Source organism: Pseudohaliea sp., assembly GCF_040217025.1.
In the GTDB taxonomy this organism is placed as follows: Bacteria; Pseudomonadota; Gammaproteobacteria; order Pseudomonadales; family Halieaceae; genus Pseudohaliea.
Genome location: NZ_JAVJOA010000012.1, coordinates 16,124 through 38,990, shown reverse-complemented (window position 1 = coordinate 38,990; position 22,867 = coordinate 16,124). Strand labels below are relative to the sequence as shown.

Here is a 22,867-nt window from a genome sequence, read left to right as displayed (position 1 = left end):
TTGGCCGCGCCGACCTTTTACTGGCACGACTACGAGACCTTCGGCACCGACCCGGCGCGGGACCGGCCGGTGCAGTTTGCCGGCCTGCGCACGGATGCAGACCTCAACCCCGTGGGCGAGCCGCTGACGCTGTTCGCGCGACCCGCCGACGACTACCTGCCGCACCCGGACGCCTGCCTGGTCACCGGCATCACGCCGCAGCGGGCCGCTGCCGAGGGCGTGGCGGAAGCCGAGTTCATCAGCCGCATCCACGAGGAACTGGCCAGGCCCGGCACCTGCGGCGTCGGCTACAACTCCCTGCGCTTCGACGACGAGGTCACGCGCTACACGCTCTACCGCAACTTCTTCGATCCCTACGCCCGCGAGTGGCAGAACGGCAACTCGCGCTGGGACCTCATCGACGTGGTACGCACCGCCGAGGCGCTTCGCCCGGAGGGCATCGCGTGGCCGCTGCGCGAGGACGGGCTGCCGAGCTTCCGCCTCGAGGACCTCACGGCAGCCAACGGCATCGCCCACGAGGGTGCCCACGATGCGCTCGTCGACGTGCGCGCCACCCTGGCCGTCGCGCAGCTCGTGCGCGAGCGGCAGCCGGGACTCTTCGCGTACCTCCGCGACCACCGGGACAAGCGCGCGGCGCAGGAAGCGCTGGACCTGTCGGCGCTGCGGCCGGTCCTGCACATCTCCGGTATGTTCGGCGCGGCGCGGCACAACTGCTCGCTCATCGTGCCGCTGGCGGCGCACCCGACCAACCGCAACGAGGTGATCTGCTACGACCTCGCCGAGGATCCGGCGCCGCTGGTGGACGGCGACGCGGAGATGCTGCGGGAACTGCTCTACACCCGCGGTGACGAGCTGCCCGAGGGCGTCCGCCGCCCCGGCCTGAAGAGCGTGCACCTCAACCGCTGCCCCGTGCTGCTGCCGCCGAAGATGCTCGACGGCCGGCTCGCCGAGCGCGCAGGCCTCGACGGCGACCGCTGCCGGCAGCACCTGGCCACGCTGCGAGCCTGGCGGGAACGCGATCCGCGCGCGGTCGCCGACAAGCTGGCGGCGATCCACACGCGCCCCGCGGACAGCGCACGCCGGGACCCGGACCTCGCCCTCTATGGTGGTTTTCTTTCCGACGCGGACCGCCGCCTGAGCGACGAAGTGCGCGCGACGCCGCCCGGCGAGCTTGGCGGCGCCGCCTTCGCTTTCGAGGACGCGCGTCTGCCGGAACTGCTGTTCCGCTACCGCGCCCGCAACTATCCCGAGACCCTCGCCCAGGAAGAGCGCGAGGCCTGGGAGGCCTTCCGCTACCAGCGCCTCTCCGGCGAAGACGGCTTCGGCGGCCTCGAACTGGAGCAGTTCAATGCGCGCCTCGAGGCGCTGGCGGCAGGTGCCGACCCGCGCGGCGCGGCGCTTCTCGCCGAGCTGCAGGCCTGGGGCGACTCGCTGCTCGCCTGACCCGGCACCGCGCCCGTATAATGCCGCCGAGCGCGCCGCTCGACAGGGGAGGAGCCATGGAGTTTGCCGGCAGCCACATTCTTTCCGTCGACCAGTTCGAGCGCGGCGATGTCGAGCGTATCTTCTCGGTGGCGGACCAGCTGGAGCCCTATGCCCGCCGGCGCCGGCGCACCCGCGTCCTCGAGGGGGCGATCCTCGGCGCCATGTTCTTCGAGCCCAGCACGCGTACGCGGGTGAGCTTCGGCAGCGCTTTCAACCTTCTCGGCGGCGAGGTGCGCGAGACCACGGGCTTCGAGCAGTCGGCCATCGCCAAGGGCGAGTCACTTTACGACACGGCGCGGGTGCTCTCGGGCTATTCCGACGTCATCGCCATGCGCCACCCCACGGCCGGTTCCGTGGCCGAGTTCGCGGCCGCCAGCCGGGTGCCGGTCATCAACGGCGGGGACGGCAGCAACGAGCACCCCAGCCAGGCGCTGCTGGACCTCTACACCATCGGCCGGGAGCTCGCCGGCCGGGACCGCTCGATTGACCAGCTGCGCATCGCCATGGTCGGCGACCTGCGCTACGGCCGCACCGTACACTCGCTCTGCAAGCTGCTCTGCCTCTTCGACCGGGTCCAGGTGGTGCTCGTGTCCCCGGGGGAACTGCGCATGCCCGAGGGCATCGTCGACGAGCTTCGCGCAGCCGGCCACGAGGTGCTGGAATCCGATGCGCTGGAGGCGAGCATCGCCCACGTGGACATCGTCTACAGTACGCGCATCCAGGAAGAGCGCTTCCAGTCCCAGGCCGAGGCGGACCTGTACCGCGGGCGCTTCCGCCTGAACCAGTCGATCTACACCCGTCACTGCGAGCCGAACACGGTGATCATGCACCCGCTGCCGCGGGACTCGCGCGACAGTGCCCGGGAGCTGGACGACGACCTCAACGACAATCCCAACCTCGCCATCTTCCGGCAGACGGACAACGGTCTCACGGTGCGCATGGCGCTGTTTGCGCTGATTCTCGATGTCGTCGACCAGGTCGAAAAGCACGCCACGGCCGTGACCTGGTACGTCGGGGGGCGCACGCCGTGAGCTTCGCGCTGCGCTTCGGCGCCCGGGACGTGCGCATCCTCGGCGAGGAGGAAGCCTTCCGCGGGCACTTCCGCGTCGCCCGGCTGACCCTCTCGCACCGTTGCTTTGACGGCGGCTGGAGCGAGCCGCTCACCCGCGAGGTCTTCCATCGCGGCGACGCGGTCGGTGTATTGCCCTATGAGCCGGAGTCCGACTCCCTGGTGCTCGTCGAGCAGTTCCGGCCGGGTGCCCTGCGCGCCGACGACAGCCCGTGGATGCTGGAACTCGTGGCAGGCATCGTCGAGGCCGGCGAGGACGGCGAGGACGTGGCGCACCGGGAGGCGGAGGAGGAAGCCGGAACCCGGCTCGCCGAGCTGGTGCCCATCGCGAGCTATTTCCCTAGCGCCGGCGCCTGCTCCGAGCGCGTACGCCTCTATTGCGGGCGGGTGCTCGAGGCCGGGGTCGGCGAGGTGCACGGCGTGGACGGGGAGGGCGAGGATATCCTGGTGCACCGGCTCTCCCGCACCGAGGGCCTCGAACTGCTGGCAGCGGACCGGGTACCCAACGGCCACACGCTGGTCGCCCTGCAGTGGCTGGCACTGCACGGCGAGCGGCTACGCCGGGACTGGCTGGACGCCTGAAATGAACGAGGCCGGGGCAGCGCCGCCGGCGCCGGGCCTCCTGCGCTCCAGCGCCGTGGTCGGCGCGATGACCATGCTGTCGCGGGTCCTCGGCCTCGTCCGCGACATCGTCCTAGCCGCTTTTATCGGCGCGACTGCCAACGCCGACGCCTTCTTCGTGGCCTTCAAGATTCCCAACTTCCTCCGCCGGCTCTTCGCCGAGGGGGCTTTCTCCCAGGCTTTCGTACCGGTGCTCAGCGAGTACCGGGAGCGCGGCGGTCAGGCGGCGGTGCGCGAGCTGCTGGACCGCGTCGCCGGGGTGCTCGGCGGGACGCTCCTGCTGCTGACCAGCCTGACGGTGCTCGCCGCGCCGCTGGTGGCCGGGCTTTTCGCCCCGGGCTTTCTCGACCAGCCGGCCAAGTTCGCCCTCACGGCGGACCTCATCCGGGTCACCTTTCCCTACCTGCTGCTCATTTCCCTGACCGGCCTCTGCGGCGCCGTGCTGAACAGCTACGGCCGCTTCGCCGTGCCGGCGGTGACGCCGGTGTTCCTGAACCTGTCGCTCATCGCTGCCGCGACCGTGGCCGCGCCCTGGTTCGAAGAGCCCGCCTTCGCGCTCGCCTGGGGGGTGTTCACGGCGGGCGTGGTGCAGCTGCTGTTCCAGCTGCCGTTTCTCAGGCGCCTGGAACTCACGCCGCGGCCGCGCTGGGATACGGCCCATCCCGGGGTGCGGCAGATCCTCAGGCTCATGGTGCCGGCGCTATTCGGCGTTTCCGTGAGCCAGGTGAACCTGCTGCTGGACACCGTGCTCGCCTCGTTCCTGCCCACGGGGAGCGTCTCCTGGCTCTACTACTCGGACCGGCTCGCGGAGCTGCCCCTCGGCGTCTTCGGCATCGCCATCGCCACCGTCATCCTGCCCAGCCTGTCGGCGGACCGGGCCGCGGCGCGGGAGGAGCGCTTCACGCTGACCCTCGACTGGGCGGTGCGCAGCGTGCTCCTGGTGGCGGTGCCGGCCACGGCGGCCCTGCTGGTGCTGGCCGAGCCGATTCTCATCACCCTGTTCCAGTACGGCGAGCTCTCGCCCCGGGACGTCAGCATGGCCGGCTACAGCCTGCGCGCCTACGCGCTCGGTATCTGCGCCTTCATGCTCATCAAGGTGCTCGCGCCGGGTTTCTATGCGCGCCAGGACATGGTGACGCCGGTGCGTATCGGCATCCGTGCGATGCTGGCGAACATGGTGCTGAACTTCGCCTTCGTGGTGCCGCTCATGCTCTACCTGGACCTCGGCCACGTCGGCCTGGCCCTGGCCACCAGCGTCGCCGCCTACCTGAACGCGGGGCTGCTCTGGCGCGGGCTTCGCCGGGAGGGTGTCTACCGCTTCGATCCTGCCTGGCGGGTCTTCCTGCCGCGGCTGTTCGGCGCGACCGCGGTCATGGTCGGCCTCGTGCTGTGGCTCAGCCCCGCTGCGTCGGCGTGGCTCGCCTGGGGCTGGCAGCGGCGGGCGCTGGAGCTCGCCGGGCTGGTCGGCGCCGGGGGCGGCGCCTACCTCGCCGTGCTCGCCGCCGCGGGCGTGCGGCTGCGCGACCTGCGCAGCCCGCCACCGTGACCCGCCGGGGGCCATTCGCTATACTGCGAGGCTTGTTTCAGGAAAGTCCCCGGCTACCCCATGGAGCTCATCCGAGGCCTGCATAACCTGCAGCCCCGCCACCGCGGCTGCGTTGCGACCATCGGCGCCTTCGACGGTGTGCACCGGGGTCACCAGGCGGTGCTGGGCCGGGTGCTCCGCGAGGCCCGGGCGCTGGCGCTGCCGGCCGTCGTGATCGTCTTCGAGCCCCTGCCGCGGGAGTACCTGCACCCGGAGGAGGCCCCGGCCCGGCTCATGGACTTCCGCGAGAAGTTCCAGGCCCTGGCCGCCCTCGGCGTTGACCGGCTGCTCCGCATCCGCTTCGACGAAACCGTACGCACCATGTCCGCCGCCGCTTTCGTGGAGCGGATCTTCGTCGACGGCCTCGGCGTTAAGCGCCTGGTCCTCGGCGACGACTTCCGCTTCGGCCGCGGCCGCGAGGGAGACTACGACTTTCTCAGGGAGCAGGGCGAGCGCCACGGCTTCGACACGCTGTCCACGGACACGCTGGCGCTGGACGGCGACCGGGTCAGCTCGACCCGGGTCCGCGAGGCGCTGGCGGAGGGCGACCTGGAACTGGCAGCCGAACTGCTGGGCCGGCCCTACGTGATCACGGGCCGGGTGGTGCAGGGCCGCCAGCTCGGCCGAACGCTCGGTGCACCGACGGCGAACGTCGAGCTGAACCGGCTGAAGGCACCGCTCTCCGGTGTGTTCACGGTGCGCGTGAATGGCGGCGGCCTGCTCGAGGCGCCCGGGGTCGCCAACGTCGGTACGCGGCCGTCGGTCAACGACGGCAGCCGGGCCAACCTGGAGGTGCACCTGCTCGAGGGTGAGCCCGAGCTCTACGGCCGGCGCATCGACGTGCAGTTCCTGCACCGGCTGCGGCCGGAGCGCAAATTCGACGCCCTGGAGGACCTCAAGGAGGCCATTCACGGGGATTTCGCGGCGGCCAGGGAGTGGTTTGCCGCCCGGACCGTGGACCGCTATGACGCATGACTGGACGCAGGATTGACTACCGTGACTGACTGCCATGAGTGACTACAAGGCCACCCTCAACCTGCCGCAGACGGCTTTCCCCATGAAGGCGAGCCTGGCCCAGCGCGAGCCCGAGCGCCTGAAGCAGTGGCAGGCCATGGACCTCTACGGCCGTATCCGCGAGGCCTTTGCCGGCAGGCCGAAGTTCATCCTCCACGACGGCCCGCCCTACGCCAACGGTGAGCTGCACGTGGGCCACGCGGTCAACAAGATCCTCAAGGACATGATCGTGAAGTCCCGCACCCTGGCGGGCTTCGACGCGCCCTACGTGCCCGGCTGGGACTGCCACGGCCTGCCGATCGAGCTCAACGTCGAGAAGAAGGTTGGCAAGCCCGGGCACAAGGTGAGTGCCGCGGAATTCCGCGAGCGCTGCCGTGCCTACGCGCGCCAGCAGATCGACGGCCAGCGCACGGACTTCGTGCGCATGGGCGTGATCGGCGACTGGGACAACCCGTACCTGACCATGAACTTCGCCTTCGAGGCGGACATCATCCGCACCCTCGGGCAGCTGATCGACAACGGCCACCTGCACAAGGGCTTCAAGCCCGTGCACTGGTGCCTTGACTGCGGCTCCGCGCTGGCCGAGGCCGAGGTGGAGTACGAGGACAAGACTTCTCCCGCCATCGACGTCGCCTACGCGGCGGTGGACAGCGCCGCGATCGCCGGCGCCTGCGGCGCGGAGGGCGCGGACAACATCGCCGTTGCCATCTGGACCACCACGCCCTGGACCCTGCCGGCGAGCATGGCGGTGAGCCTGCACCCGGAGCTCGAGTACGTGCTCCTGGACGCCGGCGACCGCCAGCTGCTGGTCGCGGCGGAGCTGGCCGAGGCCTGCGCCGCACGCTTCGGCCTCGGCGAGCCGGCCATTCTCGGCCGCTGCCGCGGCGCCGCCCTGGATCGCCGGGAACTCCGGCACCCCTTCCTGGACCGGGAGGTGATCATCGTGCTCGGCGATCACGTGACCACGGACGCCGGTACCGGCGCCGTGCACACGGCCCCGGCCCACGGCGCCGACGACTTCACCGTGGGCCAGCGCTACGGCATCGAGGTCTACAACCCGGTGGGCGGCAACGGCGTCTACCTCGAGGGTACGCCGCACTTCGCCGGCCAGCACGTGTTCAAGGCCAACGACGCGATCGTGCAACTGCTGGCCGAGCGCGGCGCGCTGCTGCACCACGAGCCCTACCGGCACAGCTACCCGCACTGCTGGCGGCACAAGACGCCGATCATCTTCCGCGCTACACCGCAGTGGTTCATCAGCATGCGCCAGAACGGGCTCCTCGACGGCGCGAAAGCCGCGGTCGCCGGCGTGCAGTGGGTCCCCGAGTGGGGCCGGGCCCGGATCGACGGCATGCTCGAGGACCGGCCGGACTGGTGCATTTCCCGGCAGCGGACCTGGGGCGTGCCCATCGCGCTCTTCGCGCACCGCGAGAGCGGCGAGCTGCACCCCGAGACCTCGCGCCTCATCGAGGCGGTGGCGGAGCGGGTGGCGGAGCGGGGCATCGAGGCCTGGTTCCAGCTCGACCCGTCGGAGCTGCTCGGTGACGAGGCCGCCGACTACGAAAAGGTGACCGACACCCTCGACGTGTGGTTCGACTCCGGCGTGACCCACGCCTGTGTCCTCCGCCGTCGCGAGGCCCTGGCCTGGCCGGCGGACATCTACCTGGAAGGCTCGGACCAGCACCGCGGCTGGTTCCAGTCGTCGCTGCTCACCGCCGTGGGGGCCTACGGCGCCGCGCCCTACCGCACGGTGCTCACGCACGGCTTCACGGTCGATGGCGACGGCCACAAGATGTCCAAGTCTCGGGGCAATATCCTCCCCGCGAAGAAGGCCATGAACGAGCTCGGCGCCGATGTGCTGCGCCTGTGGGTGGCCGCCGCAGACTACCGCGGCGAGCTCACCGTGAGCGACGAAGTGTTCAAGCGCACCGCCGACGCCTACCGGCGCATCCGCAACACGGCGCGCTTTCTTCTCGGCAACCTGGCCGGCTTCGACCCGGCCGCGCACGCGCTGCCGGCTGGCGAGCTGCTGCCGCTGGACCGCTGGGCCCTGGACCGGGCCGCCCGGCTGCAGGCGGAGATCAGCGAGGCCTACGACGCCTACCAGTTCCACAGCATCTACCACAAGCTGCACAACTTCTGCGCCGTGGACATGGGCGGCTTCTACCTCGACATCATCAAGGACCGGCAATACACGACGCGGGCCGATTCCGCCGCGCGGCGCTCGGCACAGACGGCCATGTACCATATCGTCGATGCGCTGGCGCGCTGGATCGCGCCGATCACCAGTTTCACCGCCGAGGAGATCTGGGAAAACCTGCCCGGCGAGCGGGCTGACTCCGTGTTCCTCGTGGAGTGGGCCGATGGGCTGCCGACCCTGCCCGACGACGCTGCCATGGGCCGGGACTACTGGGCCCGGGTGCAGGCCGTGCGCGATGCGGTGAACCGGGAGATGGAGGCGCGCCGCGCCGCCGGCGAAATCCGCGGCTCCCTCGATGCGACGGTGACGCTCTACTGCGACGATGCCCTGGCGGCGGACCTCGATGCCCTGGGCGATGAACTGCGCTTCGTGCTGATCACCTCCGGCGCCGGCGTCGCACCGCTCGGCGATGCGCCGGCGGACGCGGCAGAGACCGAGCTCCCGGGGCTCCGGGTGCGGGTCGAGGCCTCGGCCGACGAGAAGTGTGAACGCTGCTGGCACCGGCGCGCGGACGTGGGCAGCTTTGCCGCCCACCCCACGCTCTGCGGCCGCTGCGTCAGCAACGTCGACGGACCCGGGGAGCTGCGCCGCTTTGCCTGAGCGACGGCTGGCCATCGCCGGCTACGGCCTCGCACTGCTCGTCATCGTCCTCGACCAGGGCAGCAAGGCCTGGGCGACCGCGGCCCTCGACTATGCGCAGCCGGTGCCGGTGCTGCCTTTCTTCAACCTGACGCTGCACCACAACACCGGCGCGGCCTTCAGCTTCCTGTCCGGTGCCGGCGGCTGGCAGCGCTGGTTCTTCACCGTGCTGGCGCTGGTGGTGAGCGGGGCTCTCGCGGCCTGGCTGTGGCGCCTGTCCCGCGCCGAGCGCGTGCTCGCCCTGGGCCTGTCCCTGGTGCTGGGCGGCGCCCTCGGCAACCTGGTTGACCGGCTGCTGCACGGCTACGTCGTGGACTTCATCTCGCTACACTATGCGGGGTACTACTTTCCAACCTTCAACATCGCCGATTCGGCGATCACCGTCGGTGCGGGGCTGCTGATTCTCGACAGCCTGCGCGGCGGGCGCGGTGACGGAGCACAGGCATGACGCATGATGACAGGCTACCGGTGGGCGAGGGCACCTGCGTTCACCTTAATTTTGCCCTCCGGCTGGATGATGGCGAGGAGGTCGATTCCAACTTCGATCGCGACCCGGTGAGCTTCACCGTGGGCGACGGCAGCCTGCTGCCCGGTTTCGAGCGGCGCCTATTCGGACTGCTGCCCGGCGAGCGGGAGCAGTTCACCGTGCCGCCGGAGGACGCCTTCGGCCAGCACAACCCGCAGAATGTCCAGCGCGTGGACCGGGACCAGTTCGAGGACGGTATCGAGCTTGAGCAGGGCCTGGTCTGTTCCTTCGCGGATGCCGCTGGCGGCGAGCTGCCGGGGGTGATCGTCGCCTTCGATGACGCCGAGGTGACCGTGGACTTCAATCACCCGCTGGCGGGGCGTACACTGGTCTTCGACGTCCAGATACACCGGGTGGAACCGGCGGAGTTGCATTGATGGACATTCAGCTCGCCAACCCGCGCGGCTTCTGTGCCGGCGTGGATCGGGCCATCGACATCGTCGAGCGGGCCCTCGAGGTGTTCGGGGCGCCGATCTACGTGCGCCATGAAGTCGTGCACAACAAGTTCGTCGTCGACGACCTGCGCGGTCGCGGCGCGGTCTTTGTCGAGGAGCTCTCCGAGGTCCCCGACGATGCCATCGTCATCTTCAGTGCCCACGGCGTCTCCCAGGCCGTGCGCAAGGAGGCGGACGGCCGCGGCCTCAAGGTCTTCGATGCGACCTGCCCGCTGGTCACCAAGGTGCACCTGGAGGTCTCCCGCTACAGCGCCGAGGGGCGCGAGTGCGTGCTCATCGGCCACGCCGGTCACCCGGAGGTGGAAGGCACCATGGGCCAGTACGACCGCAGCGCCGGCGGCGACATCTACCTGGTCGAGGACGAGGCCCAGGCCGCCACCCTCGACGTGCGCGACCCGGAGCGGCTGGCCTTCGTCACCCAGACCACCCTGTCGATGGACGACACCGCAAGGGTCATCGACGCCCTGCGCGCGCGCTTCCCGGCGATCCAGGGCCCGCGCAAGGACGACATCTGCTACGCCACCCAGAACCGCCAGGACGCGGTCAAGCAGCTCGCGGCGGGCTGCGACCTGCTGCTGGTGGTCGGCTCCCCCAACAGCTCCAATTCCAACCGCCTGCGCGAGCTCGGCGAGCGCATGGGCGCGACCGCCTACCTGGTCGACGGCGCCGACGACATCGACGCCGCCTGGCTCGAGGGCAAGGCGCACATCGGCGTCACCGCCGGTGCCTCCGCCCCGGAAGTCCTCGTGCAGGCGGTCATCCAGCGCCTGAAGGACCTCGGCGCAGACGGCGTTACCGAGGTGGACGGGCGGCCCGAGAACGTGACTTTCAGCATGCCCCGGGAGCTGCGGCTGGCGGAAGTCGACTAGCCGCCAGCGGCCGGAAACGACCGTTCGTCGTCCAAAATGCCCGCTTGTCCAACGATCCGTGCGCTGGACAGGCCCACTGGCCTAGTCTAAGGGCATGGAAAAGTGCTCATTAATCCGGTATCGATGTCAGCCGCAGCGGCGCCGGGGCTTCACGCTCATCGAGGTGATGGTGGTCCTCGTGGTGCTGGCCGTGCTGCTCTCTGTCGGTGCGCCATCCTTTACGAACCTGATCCGCAACAACCGGCTCGTGTCGGCTGTCTACGACCTGCGCGGATCGTTGAGCACTGCCCGCTCCGAGGCGTTGGCCCAGCGCGTCTTCGTGACGGTCTGTTCCAGCAATGACGGCGCTTCCTGCAGCGGAACCTGGGAAGACGGGTACATCGCGTTCACGGATTTCGACGGCGACGGTACTATCGACACCGGTGGCGGCGGTCCCGATGACCTGGTGTTCCTCGCGGAGGTCACCGGCGTCCGCGATATCACGGTCAACCTCGCGGCCGCGGACGCCTCCGGGCGCCTGCGCTTCGATCCGCAGGGCACCGCGCTCAACAACAACGGCACCTTCACCGTCTGCGACGTGCGTGGCGCCAGCGAGGCCCGCGCCCTGTTTTTGAGCAATGCGGGGTCGGCGAGGAGCCTCGAGGACACCAACGGCGACGGGATCGTGAATCTGCCGGCGGCTGCGGGAGGTGGCAATGTCAGCTGTCCGTGACCGTCTGCCGCGCAGCCGCGGCTTTACCCTGTTCGAGGTGCTGATCGCCTTCTTTGTTATCAGCATCGGCCTCGTGGGCGTGGTCAGCCTGCAGGCAATGTCGAAGGCCGCCCAGCACCAGGCGGTGCAGCGCAGCCGCGCCGTGACCCTGGCCGACCAGATGCTGGAGATGATCCGCGGTAACCCGCGCGGGGTGACCCGCTACAACATCGGCGCCAGCTCGGTCGGCGGCGGCAGTATCGCCGACCAGCCTACGCCCAACTGCATCAGCGCCGCCTGCGACCCGAACCAGATGGCGGCCCACGACCTGTGGTCCTGGGAACAGGCACTCGACGGCGCCGGCGTGACCGCCGCGGACGGTGGCGGCACCAGCGCCGGCCTGATCCAGCCGCGCGGCTGCGTGGTGTTCACGCCGGATACGGCCAACGGCAAGGCGCGCACCGGCACCGTCGACGTGGTGATCCAGTGGCGCGGCCTGCAGGATACCTCCGACGCGACCGGCGGCGGCTTCGTCTGCGGCGATGATTTTCCGGCGGCAGACGCGGGCTTCCGGCGCCAGGTCATCCTCAGTACCTACGTTGTCGACGAGATGGAGCTATGAGCCGCTCAGCCCGCCAGCACAACGACCGCGGCTTCTCGCTTATCGAGTTCATGGTCGCCATACTTCTCGGGACCATCCTCATCACCGGGGCCGTCGGTGTTTACCTTGGCTCCAAGCGTTCCTACACCGAGGTCGAGCAGGTCGCGAGCCTGGCGGAGAATGCGCGCTTCAGCCTGTCGGTGCTCGAGGAATCCCTGCGCCACGTCGGGTTCTTCGGCGCGGCCGGACCCGGCAACATCCTGCCGGATGGAAATCTCGGCGCGGTCACCGGCGATTGCACGGGCGGGGCCGAGGCCTACGACGTCATCAATTTCTTCTTCGGTGTTCAGGCGGGCGGTGCGTCCATGCTCGGCTGCATCACCGACGCGGTGCCCAATACCGATGTGCTCGTTATCAAGCACCTCGCGCCGGACCCCGGCTATGACGCTGACCCCGCCGTTCCCACGGCGGCGCGAGACGGAACGATCAGTTTCCCGGCGGGCCTGGCCGCTACCGATACCTACGTGATCGTCAATGCGGAGCAGGGCCTGATCTTCGATGGCGCGGACACGGCCCCCTCGGTCGCCGAGGGCGAGATCTACGCCAACGGAATCGCCTATCCCTACCGCCTGGCCATCTACTACGTGCGCGACACCGGGGGTGTGCCCACGCTGGCACGCAAGGTCCTGCAGTGGGATACCACGGCGGGCGCAATGACGATTGCCACCCAGGACCTGGTCGAGGGGGTGGAGAATATGCAGTTCCTGTTCGGCGAGGACAACGACCTCGACGGCGAGCCCGATGTCTTCGCCAACCAGGCGACCGTTACCGACTGGTCGCAGGTGCTCGTGGTGCGTGCATTCCTGCTGGTGCAGAGCACGGCCGACGACCTCGACTACCTGGATGACCGCAGCTACCAGTTGGGTGATGTGACCGTGGCGGCCGCCAATGACAACCGCCGTAGGATCCTGGTGCAGAGTGAGATCACATTGCGCAATCCGCGCTTGAGACTTCGAGGTGGAGCATGATTGAGACTGTTTCCAGTGGGCGCAGACAGGGCGGCGTGGCCCTGGTGGTATCGCTGCTGTTCCTGCTTGTGGTGACGCTGATCAGCGTGGTAGCGGCCACGAACAGTTCCCGGTCGTTCAAGATGGCGACCAACATGCAGGACATGGCGGAGTCCTTCCAGTCGGCGGAGGCCGGCGCCTACGCCACCCTGGGCCTGGTTGACACGGTCAATGACCCCTACCAGCGGGTCAATAACCTCGACCCGTTCGCGGGCATCGCCGCGGGCGCCCACCCGCTGCGCAACCTGCGGGATCCGAACGCGGTCGATGTCGACGTGTTCGTGGTGGCGCTGGACCGGCCCTGCCCGCGCTCCCAGAACGCCGCCTCCGGGAGCAGCGTGGGCGTCTACGATTGCGAGTACTACCGGGTGGAATCCGCGCACAGTGAGGAAGGCCGTTCACGCACGCAGGTGCAGGTCGGCGTGGTGAAGACAGTGATTGGCAGCTCCGGCGTCTGACGACGGGGCCGGAACACAGGGGCGCAAACCCAGGCAGGGACGCGGCCCCGGGGGGAAGAGAACGATGAACGCTAAACTGACAGCCTGGCTAGGCGCGCTCGCGCTGATCGCGACACAGGTGGCTCTGCCGGTGCGTGCTGATGACACGGAAATCTACCAGGCAGAGGTCGTCGGTGCGGCTTCTGCCCGCCCGAAGGTCCTTATCGTCTTCGATGATTCCGGGAGCATGGCGACCAATGTCGACCAGCAGCGTCCCCCCTACGACCCGAACGGCACCTATGTCAACCAGTTCGGCACTGACCGCATCTACTGGAGCACGAACGGCTCGGTACCGCCGGAGAACAGCAGCAACTGGTTCAATGCGAGCCAGAACCGCTGTGCCTCTTCTTACGACCCGCTAGCCAACAACGGCTCTTTCCAGGCGACTGCTGCGCGGCGCTGGGTTGACTCTACGGTCATTCCCGGTGATTGCCGCCTTGAGTGTCCCGATGATCTTACCTACCGTCGCGGGAGCCAAGGCTGGGGATGCTACAACTTCACCACCTACACCGAACAACAGCAAGTCTGCATCGACAACTGGCGCGAGGTCAGCTTCAGTGAGTGGCTATCCTATCCCAGCGATCGTCGGCGTTTCAGTTTTGGCCGCTTCGGCTTTGTCCTTGAAGTCAACGACCCGAGTTGCAGTGTTGAGGACGTGGAGGTAACGGACTGGCAGTACGTTCAGGAGCGGGTCCAGATCTGTGAGGACGACTCGGTCGTCCCCGGCACCTGGCAGGCGCTCGACGGCGCCGTGAGGAATCCGCCGCATGTTGACTGCAGGAACGACGTCGACACCGGCAACCCAGGCAATGGAACGATCGGTGACGGCTATCCGCAGAATAATGTCGCCACGGGCGCCGAGTACGGTGCGACCCAGGACACGTCCGAGACGCTTTGGGGCAACCAGCCCTACGGCTTCTATACGTCGCATTACCTGGACTGGTACTACGATGATTCTCTGGTTGCGCCGCGGCCGCGGATTGACATTGCTCGCGACGTCGTTGCCAATCTTATCGCGACCAATACGGGGATCGATTTCGGCCTGATGGAGTTCAATGGAAACCAGGGCAGTTCCAACCACGGTGGGCGTATTGTCAGCCGCATCATCGAGGACATGACCGCCGCGCAGCGGCAGAACGTGATCAACATGGTCAACTCCATGACCGCCGATGGCGCCACACCACTTTGCGAGACCATGTACGAGGCCTACCGCTACATGTCGGGTGGTCAAGTGCTCTGGGGCGACGATCGCCGCACCGGCGACTCCTGGCCACCGGACGACGCCCTGCCGCGGGATACGCTGGCCGAGGACGGGAACGGCAACTACATCGCGCCGATAACGGACTGCGCCTACACGTACATCATCTTCATGACGGATGGCTTGCCCACTAACGATGATCGTGCCAACACGTTCATTGAGAACCTGACGGGCGAGACCTGCAGTGACTACATGCACGACAGCGGCCAGGGCATGCGCAAGAACTGCATGCCGGAGATCGCCGAATACCTGGCCAACACCGACCTGGATAGCGACAGCAGTAACGGCAACCAGTACGCGCTGACCTACACGATCGGCTTTACCGTTGACCAGGACCTGCTCGCCGACACGGCGGCTGCTGGCAAGGGCGAGTACTACACGGCTAACACCGCCGAGGAACTGACAGACGCTTTCCAGGGCGCCATTTATAGCATCCTTTCCACAGACACAACCTTCACCTCGCCGGCCGTGGCGGTCGACACTTTTACCCGGACGCAGAGCCGCAACGAGGTGTTCTACGCGATGTTCAAGCCGACGGAGCGCGTGAACTGGCCGGGCAACATCAAAAAGCTCAAGCTGCTGGAGGACGACGACGGTGCGGTGCTGGTGGATGCCAACAACAATCCTGCCATCGACGACCTCACCGGCTTTATCAAGGACACGGCCACTACCTTCTGGAGCACGGGCCAGGACGGAGGCAGCGTCGAGGTGGGCGGAGCCGGTGGACGCCTCCTCCTGACCAGCCCCGGCAGCCGGACGATCTACACGGACACCGGCGCGAGCCAGGCCCTCGAGGCCTTCGACGTCGACAACTTCGAGCCGGCGGACTTCGGTGTGGCGAGCGATGCGGCGCTGTGGGCGCTGTTCGGTTCAACGACGGAGGCCGGTTACGAGCAGCAGGTTGCCTGGGCGCGTGGCTACGATGCCTACGACCAGGATGGCGACAGCATTACCAATGAGCCGCGGCGCTGGATTCTCGGCGACATCCTGCACAGCCAGCCGCTGGTGGTTAACTATGGCGCGACCAGCGGTTTCGACCAGGACAACCCGGACTTGCGCCTCCTCGTGGGCACCAACGCGGGCTTCGTGCACATGTTCGGTGCCACCGATGGTGACGAGGACTGGGCGTTCACCCCGAAAGCCCTGGTAGACCTGCACCGCCAGCGCCGGCAGAACCCGCTGACCTCGGATAACGTCTACGGCGTCGACCTCACCCCGGTCACCTATCGCCTCGACAACGACCAGGATGGCACTATCGAGCCCGGCGATGGTGACAAGGTCTATGCCTACTTCGGCATGCGCCGCGGCGGGCGCTCTTTCTACGCGCTCGACATCAGCAATCCTGGGAGCCCCAGCTTCCTCTGGTCCATCGACCCATCGGACAGCGGCTTCGCCGAGTTGGGCCAGAGCTGGTCCCGGCCGGTTGTCACCTTTGTGCCCGGTTACAAGGACGGCAGCGGCAACCCGAAGCCCGTGCTCATCTTCGGCGCGGGTTACGACGACCGCAAGGATGCGGGCGGTGTTGCCACGGCGGATACCATGGGCCGCGGCCTATTCATCGTCGATGCGACGACCGGCGCGCTGGTATGGAGCGTGACGCCGAACCCGAACAGCGCAACTAACATGCAGGAAACGGGCCTGCTGCACTCGGTAGCCGCCGAGGTGACACCGGTGGATGGCAACGGAGATGGTCTTAGCGATCGAGTGTACTTCGGCGACACCGGCGGCAACGTCTGGCGTGTCGATTTGCCTGGCAACGCGCTGCCGGATTCTGCGCAGGATGACTGGTTCATCGTCAGGCTCGCCGACGTCAACGGCGGGAACACCGCAACCGACCGGCGCATCCACAACGGTATCGACGTGGTGCGCACCCGCTTCGGCGGCCAGGCTATTGACGCGGTGATCTTCGCAACCGGCGATCGGACCAACCCGAATGCGACGGACGTGCAGAACCGCCTCTACATGATCCGTGATGAAGCCGTCTCTGCCTACACCACGGCGGAGCCGACCGCAGCGGAGTGCGGTGACGAGGACTTCGAAGACGACTTCCGCTGCCAGCTGCCCATTACCGACGCCCAGCTCTACGACATCACGGACAATGCGCTCGCCTCGGAGGACCAGGCAACGGTGATCAGTACCCTGTCAAGCGAGCGTGGCTGGCGCATGGACTTCACGGGCACTGGTGAGAAGGGCCTGGCGAGGACCGTGACCCTCGGCGGGAAAATCTTTGCGACCACGTTCACGCCCAACGACCTGCTCAGCGATATCAATATCTGCGAACCACTTTCGGGTAGCGGCAAGCTTTACGTGGTCAATCTTTTCGACGGTGACCGCACGCTGCTGAACCTGGCGCCAGTGATTCCCGATACGCCCTCTGTCTATTTCGGCGAGGATGGGGAATTGCGGCTCCTGCTTCCGCCCGGGACGCCGCCGCAGGACGTGGACGGCATCGACTGCCGGGGCGGAGTCTGCGAGATCGGGCAGCTGTTCCGCCAGCCTTACGGTAACTACTGGATGCAGGAGGAGTTCTGATGCGGTCGCTGTCCCGAGACGCGCGGGGGTTCACGCTGATGGAGGTCATGATCGTTGTGGCCATTATCGGCATTCTCGCCGCCATCGCGCTGCCGTCCTATCAGGACAGCGTCCGTAAGGGGCGCCGTAGCGATGCCATCTCGACGTTACTGGACGTCGCCAACCGGCAGGAACAGCACATGCTGGACCGGTCCACCTATACCACCGACATGAACGATCTCGGCTTTGGTGCCGATCCCGCGGTGTCGGAGGAGGGCCACTATACGGTTGATGCGGCGGCTTGTGGCGCGGGGACGATCGCCACCTGTTACCTCTTGACTGCCACGCCGGCGGCGGGCTCGCCGCAGACCGCTGACGGCGGCTGCACGACCTTCACCCTCGACTCTTTCGGGCGTCGCGCCGCGACCGGTTCCCAGGCCGCGGACTGCTGGTAAGCCCCCGGAGCATGCCATGAAAAAAACTGCTGGTTTTCTTACCGTCTCGCTGCTGATTGCCGCCGGACCGGCGCTCGCGCAACCCCCGCTGCCGCAAGGCCTCTTCGTCTGCCACGTGCTGACGAGCGGCGAGCAGGATGGTCTCGTCTTCGTCCAGGCTGACGATATCGAGCGGGCGCGTGTGGTCGCTTCGGAAAGCGCCGCCTTCGTGGCGGGCAGCCCACCCTTGCCAGCGGCGGCCGTTGTCGAATGCGTGCCGCAGGCGGAGGCGGGGTTCAGGAGTGCCGCGGCGAACGACCTGCTGGAGGGCCTGGTTCTCTAGGTCGCCGGCGGTCTTCTGCCAAACCCGATCGTTTCCTTTCCGGTAGCGCCCAGGGCAGCTAACCTGACCCTTCGTCACGGATGACGGAGGGTTTCCATGCGCGGCTTCACGCTTCCCGAACTGCTCGTGGTGACGGGCCTCGTCGCCGCCTTCCTCATCTTGGGGTTGCCAGGGCTGAGCACCCTCCGGGGTAACCTCGCGACGAGCGTCGAGCAGCACCGGCTGCTCTCTCTCCTCTCTGCCGCGCGTAGCGCCGCCATTCACGGCAATCGACGGACGGTACTCTGCCCCGTTGATGTCGAGCAGCCCGAGCCGGACTGCGGTCCCGGTCCGGGTGCCGGCTGGGTGCTGTTTGCGGACGCCGATGGCGACCGGCTCTATCGGCCCGGGGAGGATGAATTGCTCCGCTTGGAGCGTATTCCCCGGTCCCGGGCGCTGCGCGTCCGTGACCGCCGTGGTGAGGTGTTCGACTCGGCGCTGACGTTCCGCCCCGATGGATCGGTTGTAACGCCGGCCACGGTCGATCTCTGTGCAGCCGGGTCCCGGCGGACAGCGCGAATCGTCGTCAGCATGACCGGTCGGGTCCGCACTGACCGGGAGCCGGTGCCGTGTGCGGCATGATGAGAGCAGCAGCTTCGCGGCAGGGCTTTGCACTGGTGGAGGTGCTGGTCGCGCTACTCGTCTTCTCCATTGCCATCGCCGGCGCTCTTCGCGCGCAACTCGGCGCGTTGGCGGCCACCCGCGACACGCTGGCGCAGGTGCGGGCGAGCCGATCACTCCAGGACCTGGTGCAACGCGGGCTGGGAGAAAACCTGGCCATGCTGGCTCCCGCTTCGCTACCCGTTGCGGGTGGCGACCCTCTGCCCGGTGCCGCCGCGGCCCTGGGTGGCTGGGCGTCCCTGGTGCAGGACGGCCTTGTCGATGCCAGGCTCTGCATTCTCCGTCGGGGGGTGCTGCTAGAGGTCGCCATCGCCTGGCGGCCTTTTGCGCCCGCGGTCCCGGTCGCCTGCGACGGCGCTGCGCCGCGCGTGGTGGCCTACCTGGTGGCGCCGTGACCCGATCGTGTCGACAGCGCGGCATGACGCTTATCGCCTTCATGGTGGCGCTGACACTGGGGGCGCTGCTCCTGCTCCTTGCCGTCGAACTGGTCCTCGCCAGCCGCCAGTCACTGCGCTGGCAGGCGGCCGTGACGCAGCTGGAGCGAGGTGGGGAGCGCGGCCTTTCACTCGTCGCCTCGGAGCTGCGTATGGCCGGTTTCCGCGGCGGAGTGAGCTCGGTTCCACTGCCGGCGGGCGCACCGGACTGTGGCGCGGGGGACGGCTGGGCGCTAGCGCCGGCCCCGGCCCTCGCATTCGCTGATCGCGAGGGCTCGACGGACGTTTTCCTCAGCGATGGCTCGACGCCGGGCTGTCTTCCCCGGCGTCACCTGCAGCCCGGCTCCGACCTCCTCGCCCTAAAGCGTGCGGCAGTGGTCGAGACGGGCCCCGGCGGCCGGGCTTTCCGGGCGACGCAGTGGTACCTGCTGGCTGATCCGCTGGGCCGTGGCGCTTTCGCTTACGCCGGTGCCGGCGCGGGTCCCGGCGACATCCCGAGCGCGGGCCGCCAGGTTCGCGAGTGGCGGACGGGGATCTTCTACGTGCGCGATTATTCCGTCGACGCGGGCGACGGCATACCGGTGCTCTGCGTCGAGCGCCTGCAGGGCCGTGCCATGCGCTCGCAGTGCCTGGTCGAGGGCGTTGAGCGGTTTCATGTCGAGTTCCATTGCGACCGGAACGGTGATGGACGGGCTGACGTGCTGCTGGCGGACCCCACCGAGCAGGACCTGCAGCGGGTGACTCATGCGACGGTGTACCTGCACCTGCGTACGCTGGCCGCTCTTAGACCGCTTGCAGAGGCGCGCGTGCTGGTACTCGGCCGGGAACGGGTCAGCGTCCCCGCCGGCGATCCCTACCTGCACCGGGTCTACGTTCGCACAGTGCCGCTCGACAACCTGCGCTGGAGCCGCGCGTGACAGGGCCCAGGCAGGGAGCGCGCCGGGGCGGGGTGGCGCTGCCCACGGTACTGGTTTTTGCCCTCGTCGCGGCGATGCTGGCCGGGGCCGCGCTGCAGCACAGCATGCTCGAAACTCGCGCGGCGGCCTGGAGCGGGGAAGCGGCGCGCGCCCGCAACTTTGCCGGGGTCGCGCTGGAACTGCTACTGCGGCGTACGGCGGAGCGCTGGACCTCGGGGGGTCGGCTCTGCGCCGCAGACCAGTACTGTGCCGGGGATTTTCCCGCGCTTGCCGCCTTCCTGGAAACGGCACCGGGGGAGTGGGTGATCTCCGTGTCGCTGGCGGCGCCCTCGGTACCTGCCCTACGGCGCGACCGGGCTCAAGCGGCGTCCAGTGCGCGCGCCTATGAACGGCGTCAGCTGGAGGCGCGCGTGCGCATCGACGGTCCGGCACCCGTCTCTCTCGCAGCGGGTCTCGCGCTGTCCTCCGGTGCGCACGAGGGGGCGGCACCATGAGGCGCCCGCAGGACATGGCTCTGTTTTTCTGCGCTCTGCTCGCGCTACCGCAGCTGTTCACGGCGGAGGCGCGGGGGCAGAGCGCTGCCGCGCCCGCCTGCACCGCGGCCGAGGCCGTCGCATCACTGGGTATTGGCGGGCAACCCGACTTCCCGCCGTTCGAGGTGGTCCCGGCGGCGACGCCTGTGGCCACCACGCTCCAGATCGACGGGGCTTCGCATGAAATCTTCCTCTACCCGGCACGGCCGGTAGACCCAGCCACGGGAGGACGCCTCATCGCCGCCGATGCGCTCTCGGGCGCCGTCCTCTGGGACTCGCAGCGGTCGGCTGCTGCGCTACCGGCGGCGCTCGAGCACGCGCCAGCCCTGCTCGAAGACGATCAGGGCAGGGCCTACCGGGCTTACCTCGGGGATGCCGCCGGTAATGTCTGGCGCCTGGATATCCCCCGAGAATCAGTGGCAGAGTGGCGTCTCTCCCTTCTCGCCGACCTGGCCGGGCTCGCGGGTGGTGGCGGCACAGTGTCTTTCCCGGTGGGCCCCGACCTCTTCCTGGGTGTCGACGGCATCGGTCGCCCCTTTGACGGGCTGGTTCTGCCGGTCCTGGTCGAAACGGTGGCGGGGCGTCGCATTGACCTGTTGCTGCTGCGGGACTACGCCCTGGATCAAGGCGTCGCGCTGGAGCCCGTGCGCGCGACTGACCTCGTCGCCGCGCGAGACTGCGAGTCCCCCGGCTGCCCGCCGGACACGGGACCCGGCTGGCACCTCGCCGACGCCGCGCCGGGTGATGCCCTGGCCGTAGTCCCCCTGATCGATGGCGGCCGCATCTTTCTCGCGACTCACGCGCGGCTGTCGCTCGCGTGCGACGACGCCAGCGCCGAGCGCTTCTTGGTGATCGTCGATCTGGAGAGCGCGCTGCCCCTGTTCGGCGGCGACGACGGAGACGCCTTCGCACTGGGGCGGCGGGTGCTGGACGGACCGCGCCCGGAAGGGGGCGTCGTTCACCTTCAGGGCATGGACGAGGCGCTGGCGGCGCGGGGCGTGGCGGAGAACGTGCTGGAGGCCAGGGGGCTCGCAGTAAGCCGTCTTTACTGGCTCGACCTGCTCCTGGACAGCGACTGAATCCGGCGTTACTGCTGGTCCAGCCCGAGCTTCTTCAGGCGATAGCGCAGGCTGCGGAAGGAGATGCCGAGCGCGCCGGCGGCTTCCGTGCGGTTCCAGTGATGGCGCTCCAGTGCCGCGGCGAGTACCTCGCGCTCGATGTCCTCGAGATAGCCCGTGAGGTCGCCGCCCACCGCCTCGAGCCGGTCCCGGTCGTCGCGGCGGCGGTTGTACTGCTCGCCACCGGGGATCGGCGGCGACTGGTTGAGGCGCAGATCGCCCGCGTCGATGCTGTCACCCTCGGCCAGAGCGAGGGCCCGCTCCAGGATGTTCTCGAGTTCGCGCACGTTGCCCGGAAAGTCATGGGCGGCCAGGGCTTCCAGCGCGTCATCGGTCAGCGTCGGTGCCGCCAGGCCGCTGCTCTCCGCGATGCGCGCCAGGAGCGCGCGGGCGAGCAGTGGCAGGTCCGCATTGCGCTCGCGCAGGGCCGGCACGTGGAGATCGATGACGTTGATGCGGAAGTAGAGATCCTCGCGGAAGCGCCCGGCACCCACCTCGTTCGCGAGCTGCTTGTGCGTGGCGCTCAGCAGCCGTACGTCCGTGGGCTGCTCCTCGCTGCCGCCCACGGGGCGGATGGACTTTTCCTGGATAGCGCGGAGCAGCTTGACCTGCATGTGTAGGGGCAGGTCGGCGACCTCATCGAGGAACAGGGTCCCGCCCCGGGCCAGCGCGAACAGGCCCTGCTTGTCCCGGGTAGCGCCGGTGAAGGCTCCCTTCACGTGCCCGAAGAACTCGCTCTCCATGAGCTCCGCGGGAATGGCCCCGCAGTTCACCGCTACGAAGGGCCCTCCGGCTCGCGGCCCGCGGGCGTGGATCTGCCGTGCCACCACCTCCTTGCCGGTGCCCGATTCGCCATGTATGTGCACGGGCGCCTGGCTGCGCGCGAGCTTGTCCACCTGCTGGCGCAGGATGCGGATGGCCGGCGTGTCACCGATGATGCCGCCCTCGTCACCGGCTTCTTCCTCCGGTGGGGCCTGCAGCGCCTGCTCCACCAGGCGACGCAGTCCATCGAGATCCACGGGCTTGCTGATGAAGTCGAACGCGCCGGCCTTCAGGGCCTCGATGGCCGCATCGATGCTGCCATGGGCGGTAATCATGGCGACCGGGAGCCGGGGGAAGGCCTGCTGGATGTGGCGGACCAGGTCGATGCCGTTGCCGTCGGGCAGGCGCATGTCCGTGAGGCACAGCTGCGGCGGGTCGCCGGCGAGGAGCTGCCGGGCCTCGGCGAGGTTGGCCGCGCTGGTGGTACGCAGACCCATGCGCGACAGCGTGATTTCCAGGAGTTCCCGGATATCCGGTTCGTCGTCGACGATGAGGACGTTCTGTTCAGTCATGGCTGC

At 68.4% G+C, this 22,867-nt stretch carries 22 protein-coding genes; 21 read left to right on the top strand and 1 reads right to left on the bottom strand.

Annotated elements, in window-relative coordinates; genetic code table 11:
- The 21 genes from sbcB to RKE50_RS17060 all read left to right on the top strand — a co-directional run bounded on the left by sbcB (nt 1) and on the right by RKE50_RS17060 (nt 21,488).
- Entirely contained in the window at nt 1-1,443 is a 1,443-nt protein-coding gene (sbcB, locus tag RKE50_RS17160) for an exodeoxyribonuclease I (protein ID WP_350038540.1), read from the top strand.
- Nucleotides 1,444-1,499: 56 nt separating this feature from the next.
- The gene (locus tag RKE50_RS17155) at nt 1,500-2,516 is read left to right on the top strand and encodes an aspartate carbamoyltransferase (protein ID WP_350038538.1); all 1,017 of its coding nucleotides are present in this window, start codon (nt 1,500-1,502) and stop codon (nt 2,514-2,516) included.
- Entirely contained in the window at nt 2,513-3,136 is a 624-nt protein-coding gene (locus RKE50_RS17150) for an NUDIX domain-containing protein (protein WP_350038536.1), read from the top strand. Before RKE50_RS17155 ends, RKE50_RS17150 begins: the two co-directional genes overlap by 4 nt.
- Nucleotide 3,137: 1 nt before the next feature.
- Nucleotides 3,138-4,721, top strand: coding sequence for a murein biosynthesis integral membrane protein MurJ (gene murJ / locus RKE50_RS17145; RefSeq protein ID WP_350038534.1), 1,584 nt, complete (start codon nt 3,138-3,140; stop codon nt 4,719-4,721).
- A 60-nt stretch (nt 4,722-4,781) separates the two neighbouring features.
- Nucleotides 4,782-5,735, top strand: a complete 954-nt coding sequence (gene ribF / locus RKE50_RS17140; protein WP_350038532.1) for a bifunctional riboflavin kinase/FAD synthetase — start codon at nt 4,782-4,784, stop codon at nt 5,733-5,735.
- A 34-nt stretch (nt 5,736-5,769) separates the two neighbouring features.
- On the top strand, nt 5,770-8,574 hold the full coding sequence (gene ileS, locus RKE50_RS17135; RefSeq protein WP_350038530.1) for an isoleucine--tRNA ligase: 2,805 nt from the start codon (nt 5,770-5,772) through the stop codon (nt 8,572-8,574).
- Complete coding sequence (gene lspA / locus RKE50_RS17130) at nt 8,567-9,061, top strand: signal peptidase II (RefSeq protein WP_350038528.1); 495 nt, start codon at nt 8,567-8,569, stop codon at nt 9,059-9,061. The genes ileS and lspA overlap by 8 nt, the downstream gene beginning before the upstream one ends.
- Entirely contained in the window at nt 9,058-9,516 is a 459-nt protein-coding gene (locus tag RKE50_RS17125; RefSeq protein ID WP_350038526.1) for an FKBP-type peptidyl-prolyl cis-trans isomerase, read from the top strand. The genes lspA and RKE50_RS17125 overlap by 4 nt, the downstream gene beginning before the upstream one ends.
- Nucleotides 9,516-10,463 carry a 4-hydroxy-3-methylbut-2-enyl diphosphate reductase gene (gene ispH / locus RKE50_RS17120; protein WP_350038524.1) on the top strand — a complete coding sequence of 316 codons (948 nt, stop codon included), beginning with the start codon at nt 9,516-9,518 and terminating at the stop codon, nt 10,461-10,463. Before RKE50_RS17125 ends, ispH begins: the two co-directional genes overlap by 1 nt.
- A 94-nt stretch (nt 10,464-10,557) precedes the next feature.
- Nucleotides 10,558-11,175 carry a GspH/FimT family pseudopilin gene (locus tag RKE50_RS17115; RefSeq protein ID WP_350038522.1) on the top strand — a complete coding sequence of 206 codons (618 nt, stop codon included), beginning with the start codon at nt 10,558-10,560 and terminating at the stop codon, nt 11,173-11,175.
- Entirely contained in the window at nt 11,159-11,776 is a 618-nt protein-coding gene (gene pilV, locus RKE50_RS17110) for a type IV pilus modification protein PilV (RefSeq protein ID WP_350038520.1), read from the top strand. Before RKE50_RS17115 ends, pilV begins: the two co-directional genes overlap by 17 nt.
- Nucleotides 11,773-12,783: a PilW family protein gene (locus RKE50_RS17105; RefSeq protein WP_350038518.1), complete on the top strand. Its 1,011-nt coding sequence runs from the start codon at nt 11,773-11,775 to the stop codon at nt 12,781-12,783. Before pilV ends, RKE50_RS17105 begins: the two co-directional genes overlap by 4 nt.
- The gene (locus tag RKE50_RS17100) at nt 12,780-13,280 is read left to right on the top strand and encodes a PilX N-terminal domain-containing pilus assembly protein (protein ID WP_350038516.1); all 501 of its coding nucleotides are present in this window, start codon (nt 12,780-12,782) and stop codon (nt 13,278-13,280) included. Before RKE50_RS17105 ends, RKE50_RS17100 begins: the two co-directional genes overlap by 4 nt.
- 64 nt (nt 13,281-13,344) lie before the next feature.
- Entirely contained in the window at nt 13,345-17,109 is a 3,765-nt protein-coding gene (locus tag RKE50_RS17095; protein WP_350038514.1) for a pilus assembly protein, read from the top strand.
- A complete protein-coding gene (locus RKE50_RS17090) occupies nt 17,109-17,543 on the top strand; it encodes a type IV pilin protein (RefSeq protein ID WP_350038513.1) in 435 nt (144 codons plus the stop codon). Before RKE50_RS17095 ends, RKE50_RS17090 begins: the two co-directional genes overlap by 1 nt.
- A gap of 16 nt (nt 17,544-17,559) precedes the next feature.
- A complete protein-coding gene (locus RKE50_RS17085) occupies nt 17,560-17,865 on the top strand; it encodes a hypothetical protein (RefSeq protein ID WP_350038511.1) in 306 nt (101 codons plus the stop codon).
- A gap of 96 nt (nt 17,866-17,961) precedes the next feature.
- Nucleotides 17,962-18,486 (top strand): GspH/FimT family pseudopilin, encoded by a 525-nt coding sequence (locus RKE50_RS17080; protein WP_350038509.1) that lies wholly within the window; start codon nt 17,962-17,964, stop codon nt 18,484-18,486.
- Nucleotides 18,483-18,920 (top strand): prepilin-type N-terminal cleavage/methylation domain-containing protein, encoded by a 438-nt coding sequence (locus RKE50_RS17075; RefSeq protein ID WP_350038507.1) that lies wholly within the window; start codon nt 18,483-18,485, stop codon nt 18,918-18,920. The genes RKE50_RS17080 and RKE50_RS17075 overlap by 4 nt, the downstream gene beginning before the upstream one ends.
- Nucleotides 18,917-19,876, top strand: a complete 960-nt coding sequence (locus tag RKE50_RS17070; protein WP_350038505.1) for a PilW family protein — start codon at nt 18,917-18,919, stop codon at nt 19,874-19,876. Before RKE50_RS17075 ends, RKE50_RS17070 begins: the two co-directional genes overlap by 4 nt.
- Nucleotides 19,873-20,370, top strand: a complete 498-nt coding sequence (locus RKE50_RS17065) for a hypothetical protein (RefSeq protein ID WP_350038503.1) — start codon at nt 19,873-19,875, stop codon at nt 20,368-20,370. Before RKE50_RS17070 ends, RKE50_RS17065 begins: the two co-directional genes overlap by 4 nt.
- 14 nt (nt 20,371-20,384) lie before the next feature.
- Nucleotides 20,385-21,488 carry a pilus assembly protein gene (locus RKE50_RS17060; protein ID WP_350038501.1) on the top strand — a complete coding sequence of 368 codons (1,104 nt, stop codon included), beginning with the start codon at nt 20,385-20,387 and terminating at the stop codon, nt 21,486-21,488.
- An 8-nt stretch (nt 21,489-21,496) separates the two neighbouring features.
- Here RKE50_RS17060 and RKE50_RS17055 read toward each other — a convergent pair whose 3' ends face one another.
- A complete protein-coding gene (locus tag RKE50_RS17055; RefSeq protein WP_350038499.1) occupies nt 21,497-22,861 on the bottom strand; it encodes a sigma-54-dependent transcriptional regulator in 1,365 nt (454 codons plus the stop codon).
- Nucleotides 22,862-22,867 lie beyond the last annotated feature (6 nt).

Excerpts from the sequence above, each read along its gene's own strand:
- RKE50_RS17155 (WP_350038538.1), top strand. The coding sequence starts at position 1,500 with ATGGAGTTTGCCGGCAGCCACATTCTTTCCGTCGACCAGTTCGAGCGC.
- murJ (WP_350038534.1), top strand. The coding sequence starts at position 3,138 with ATGAACGAGGCCGGGGCAGCGCCGCCGGCGCCGGGCCTCCTGCGCTCC.
- ribF (WP_350038532.1), top strand. The coding sequence starts at position 4,782 with ATGGAGCTCATCCGAGGCCTGCATAACCTGCAGCCCCGCCACCGCGGC.
- ileS (WP_350038530.1), top strand. The coding sequence starts at position 5,770 with ATGAGTGACTACAAGGCCACCCTCAACCTGCCGCAGACGGCTTTCCCC.
- RKE50_RS17125 (WP_350038526.1), top strand. The coding sequence starts at position 9,058 with ATGACGCATGATGACAGGCTACCGGTGGGCGAGGGCACCTGCGTTCAC.
- ispH (WP_350038524.1), top strand. The coding sequence starts at position 9,516 with ATGGACATTCAGCTCGCCAACCCGCGCGGCTTCTGTGCCGGCGTGGAT.
- RKE50_RS17115 (WP_350038522.1), top strand. The coding sequence starts at position 10,558 with ATGGAAAAGTGCTCATTAATCCGGTATCGATGTCAGCCGCAGCGGCGC.
- pilV (WP_350038520.1), top strand. The coding sequence starts at position 11,159 with ATGTCAGCTGTCCGTGACCGTCTGCCGCGCAGCCGCGGCTTTACCCTG.
- RKE50_RS17105 (WP_350038518.1), top strand. The coding sequence starts at position 11,773 with ATGAGCCGCTCAGCCCGCCAGCACAACGACCGCGGCTTCTCGCTTATC.
- RKE50_RS17100 (WP_350038516.1), top strand. The coding sequence starts at position 12,780 with ATGATTGAGACTGTTTCCAGTGGGCGCAGACAGGGCGGCGTGGCCCTG.
- RKE50_RS17095 (WP_350038514.1), top strand. The coding sequence starts at position 13,345 with ATGAACGCTAAACTGACAGCCTGGCTAGGCGCGCTCGCGCTGATCGCG.
- RKE50_RS17090 (WP_350038513.1), top strand. The coding sequence starts at position 17,109 with ATGCGGTCGCTGTCCCGAGACGCGCGGGGGTTCACGCTGATGGAGGTC.
- RKE50_RS17085 (WP_350038511.1), top strand. The coding sequence starts at position 17,560 with ATGAAAAAAACTGCTGGTTTTCTTACCGTCTCGCTGCTGATTGCCGCC.
- RKE50_RS17080 (WP_350038509.1), top strand. The coding sequence starts at position 17,962 with ATGCGCGGCTTCACGCTTCCCGAACTGCTCGTGGTGACGGGCCTCGTC.
- RKE50_RS17075 (WP_350038507.1), top strand. The coding sequence starts at position 18,483 with ATGATGAGAGCAGCAGCTTCGCGGCAGGGCTTTGCACTGGTGGAGGTG.
- RKE50_RS17060 (WP_350038501.1), top strand. The coding sequence starts at position 20,385 with ATGGCTCTGTTTTTCTGCGCTCTGCTCGCGCTACCGCAGCTGTTCACG.
- RKE50_RS17055 (WP_350038499.1), bottom strand. The coding sequence starts at position 22,861 with ATGACTGAACAGAACGTCCTCATCGTCGACGACGAACCGGATATCCGG.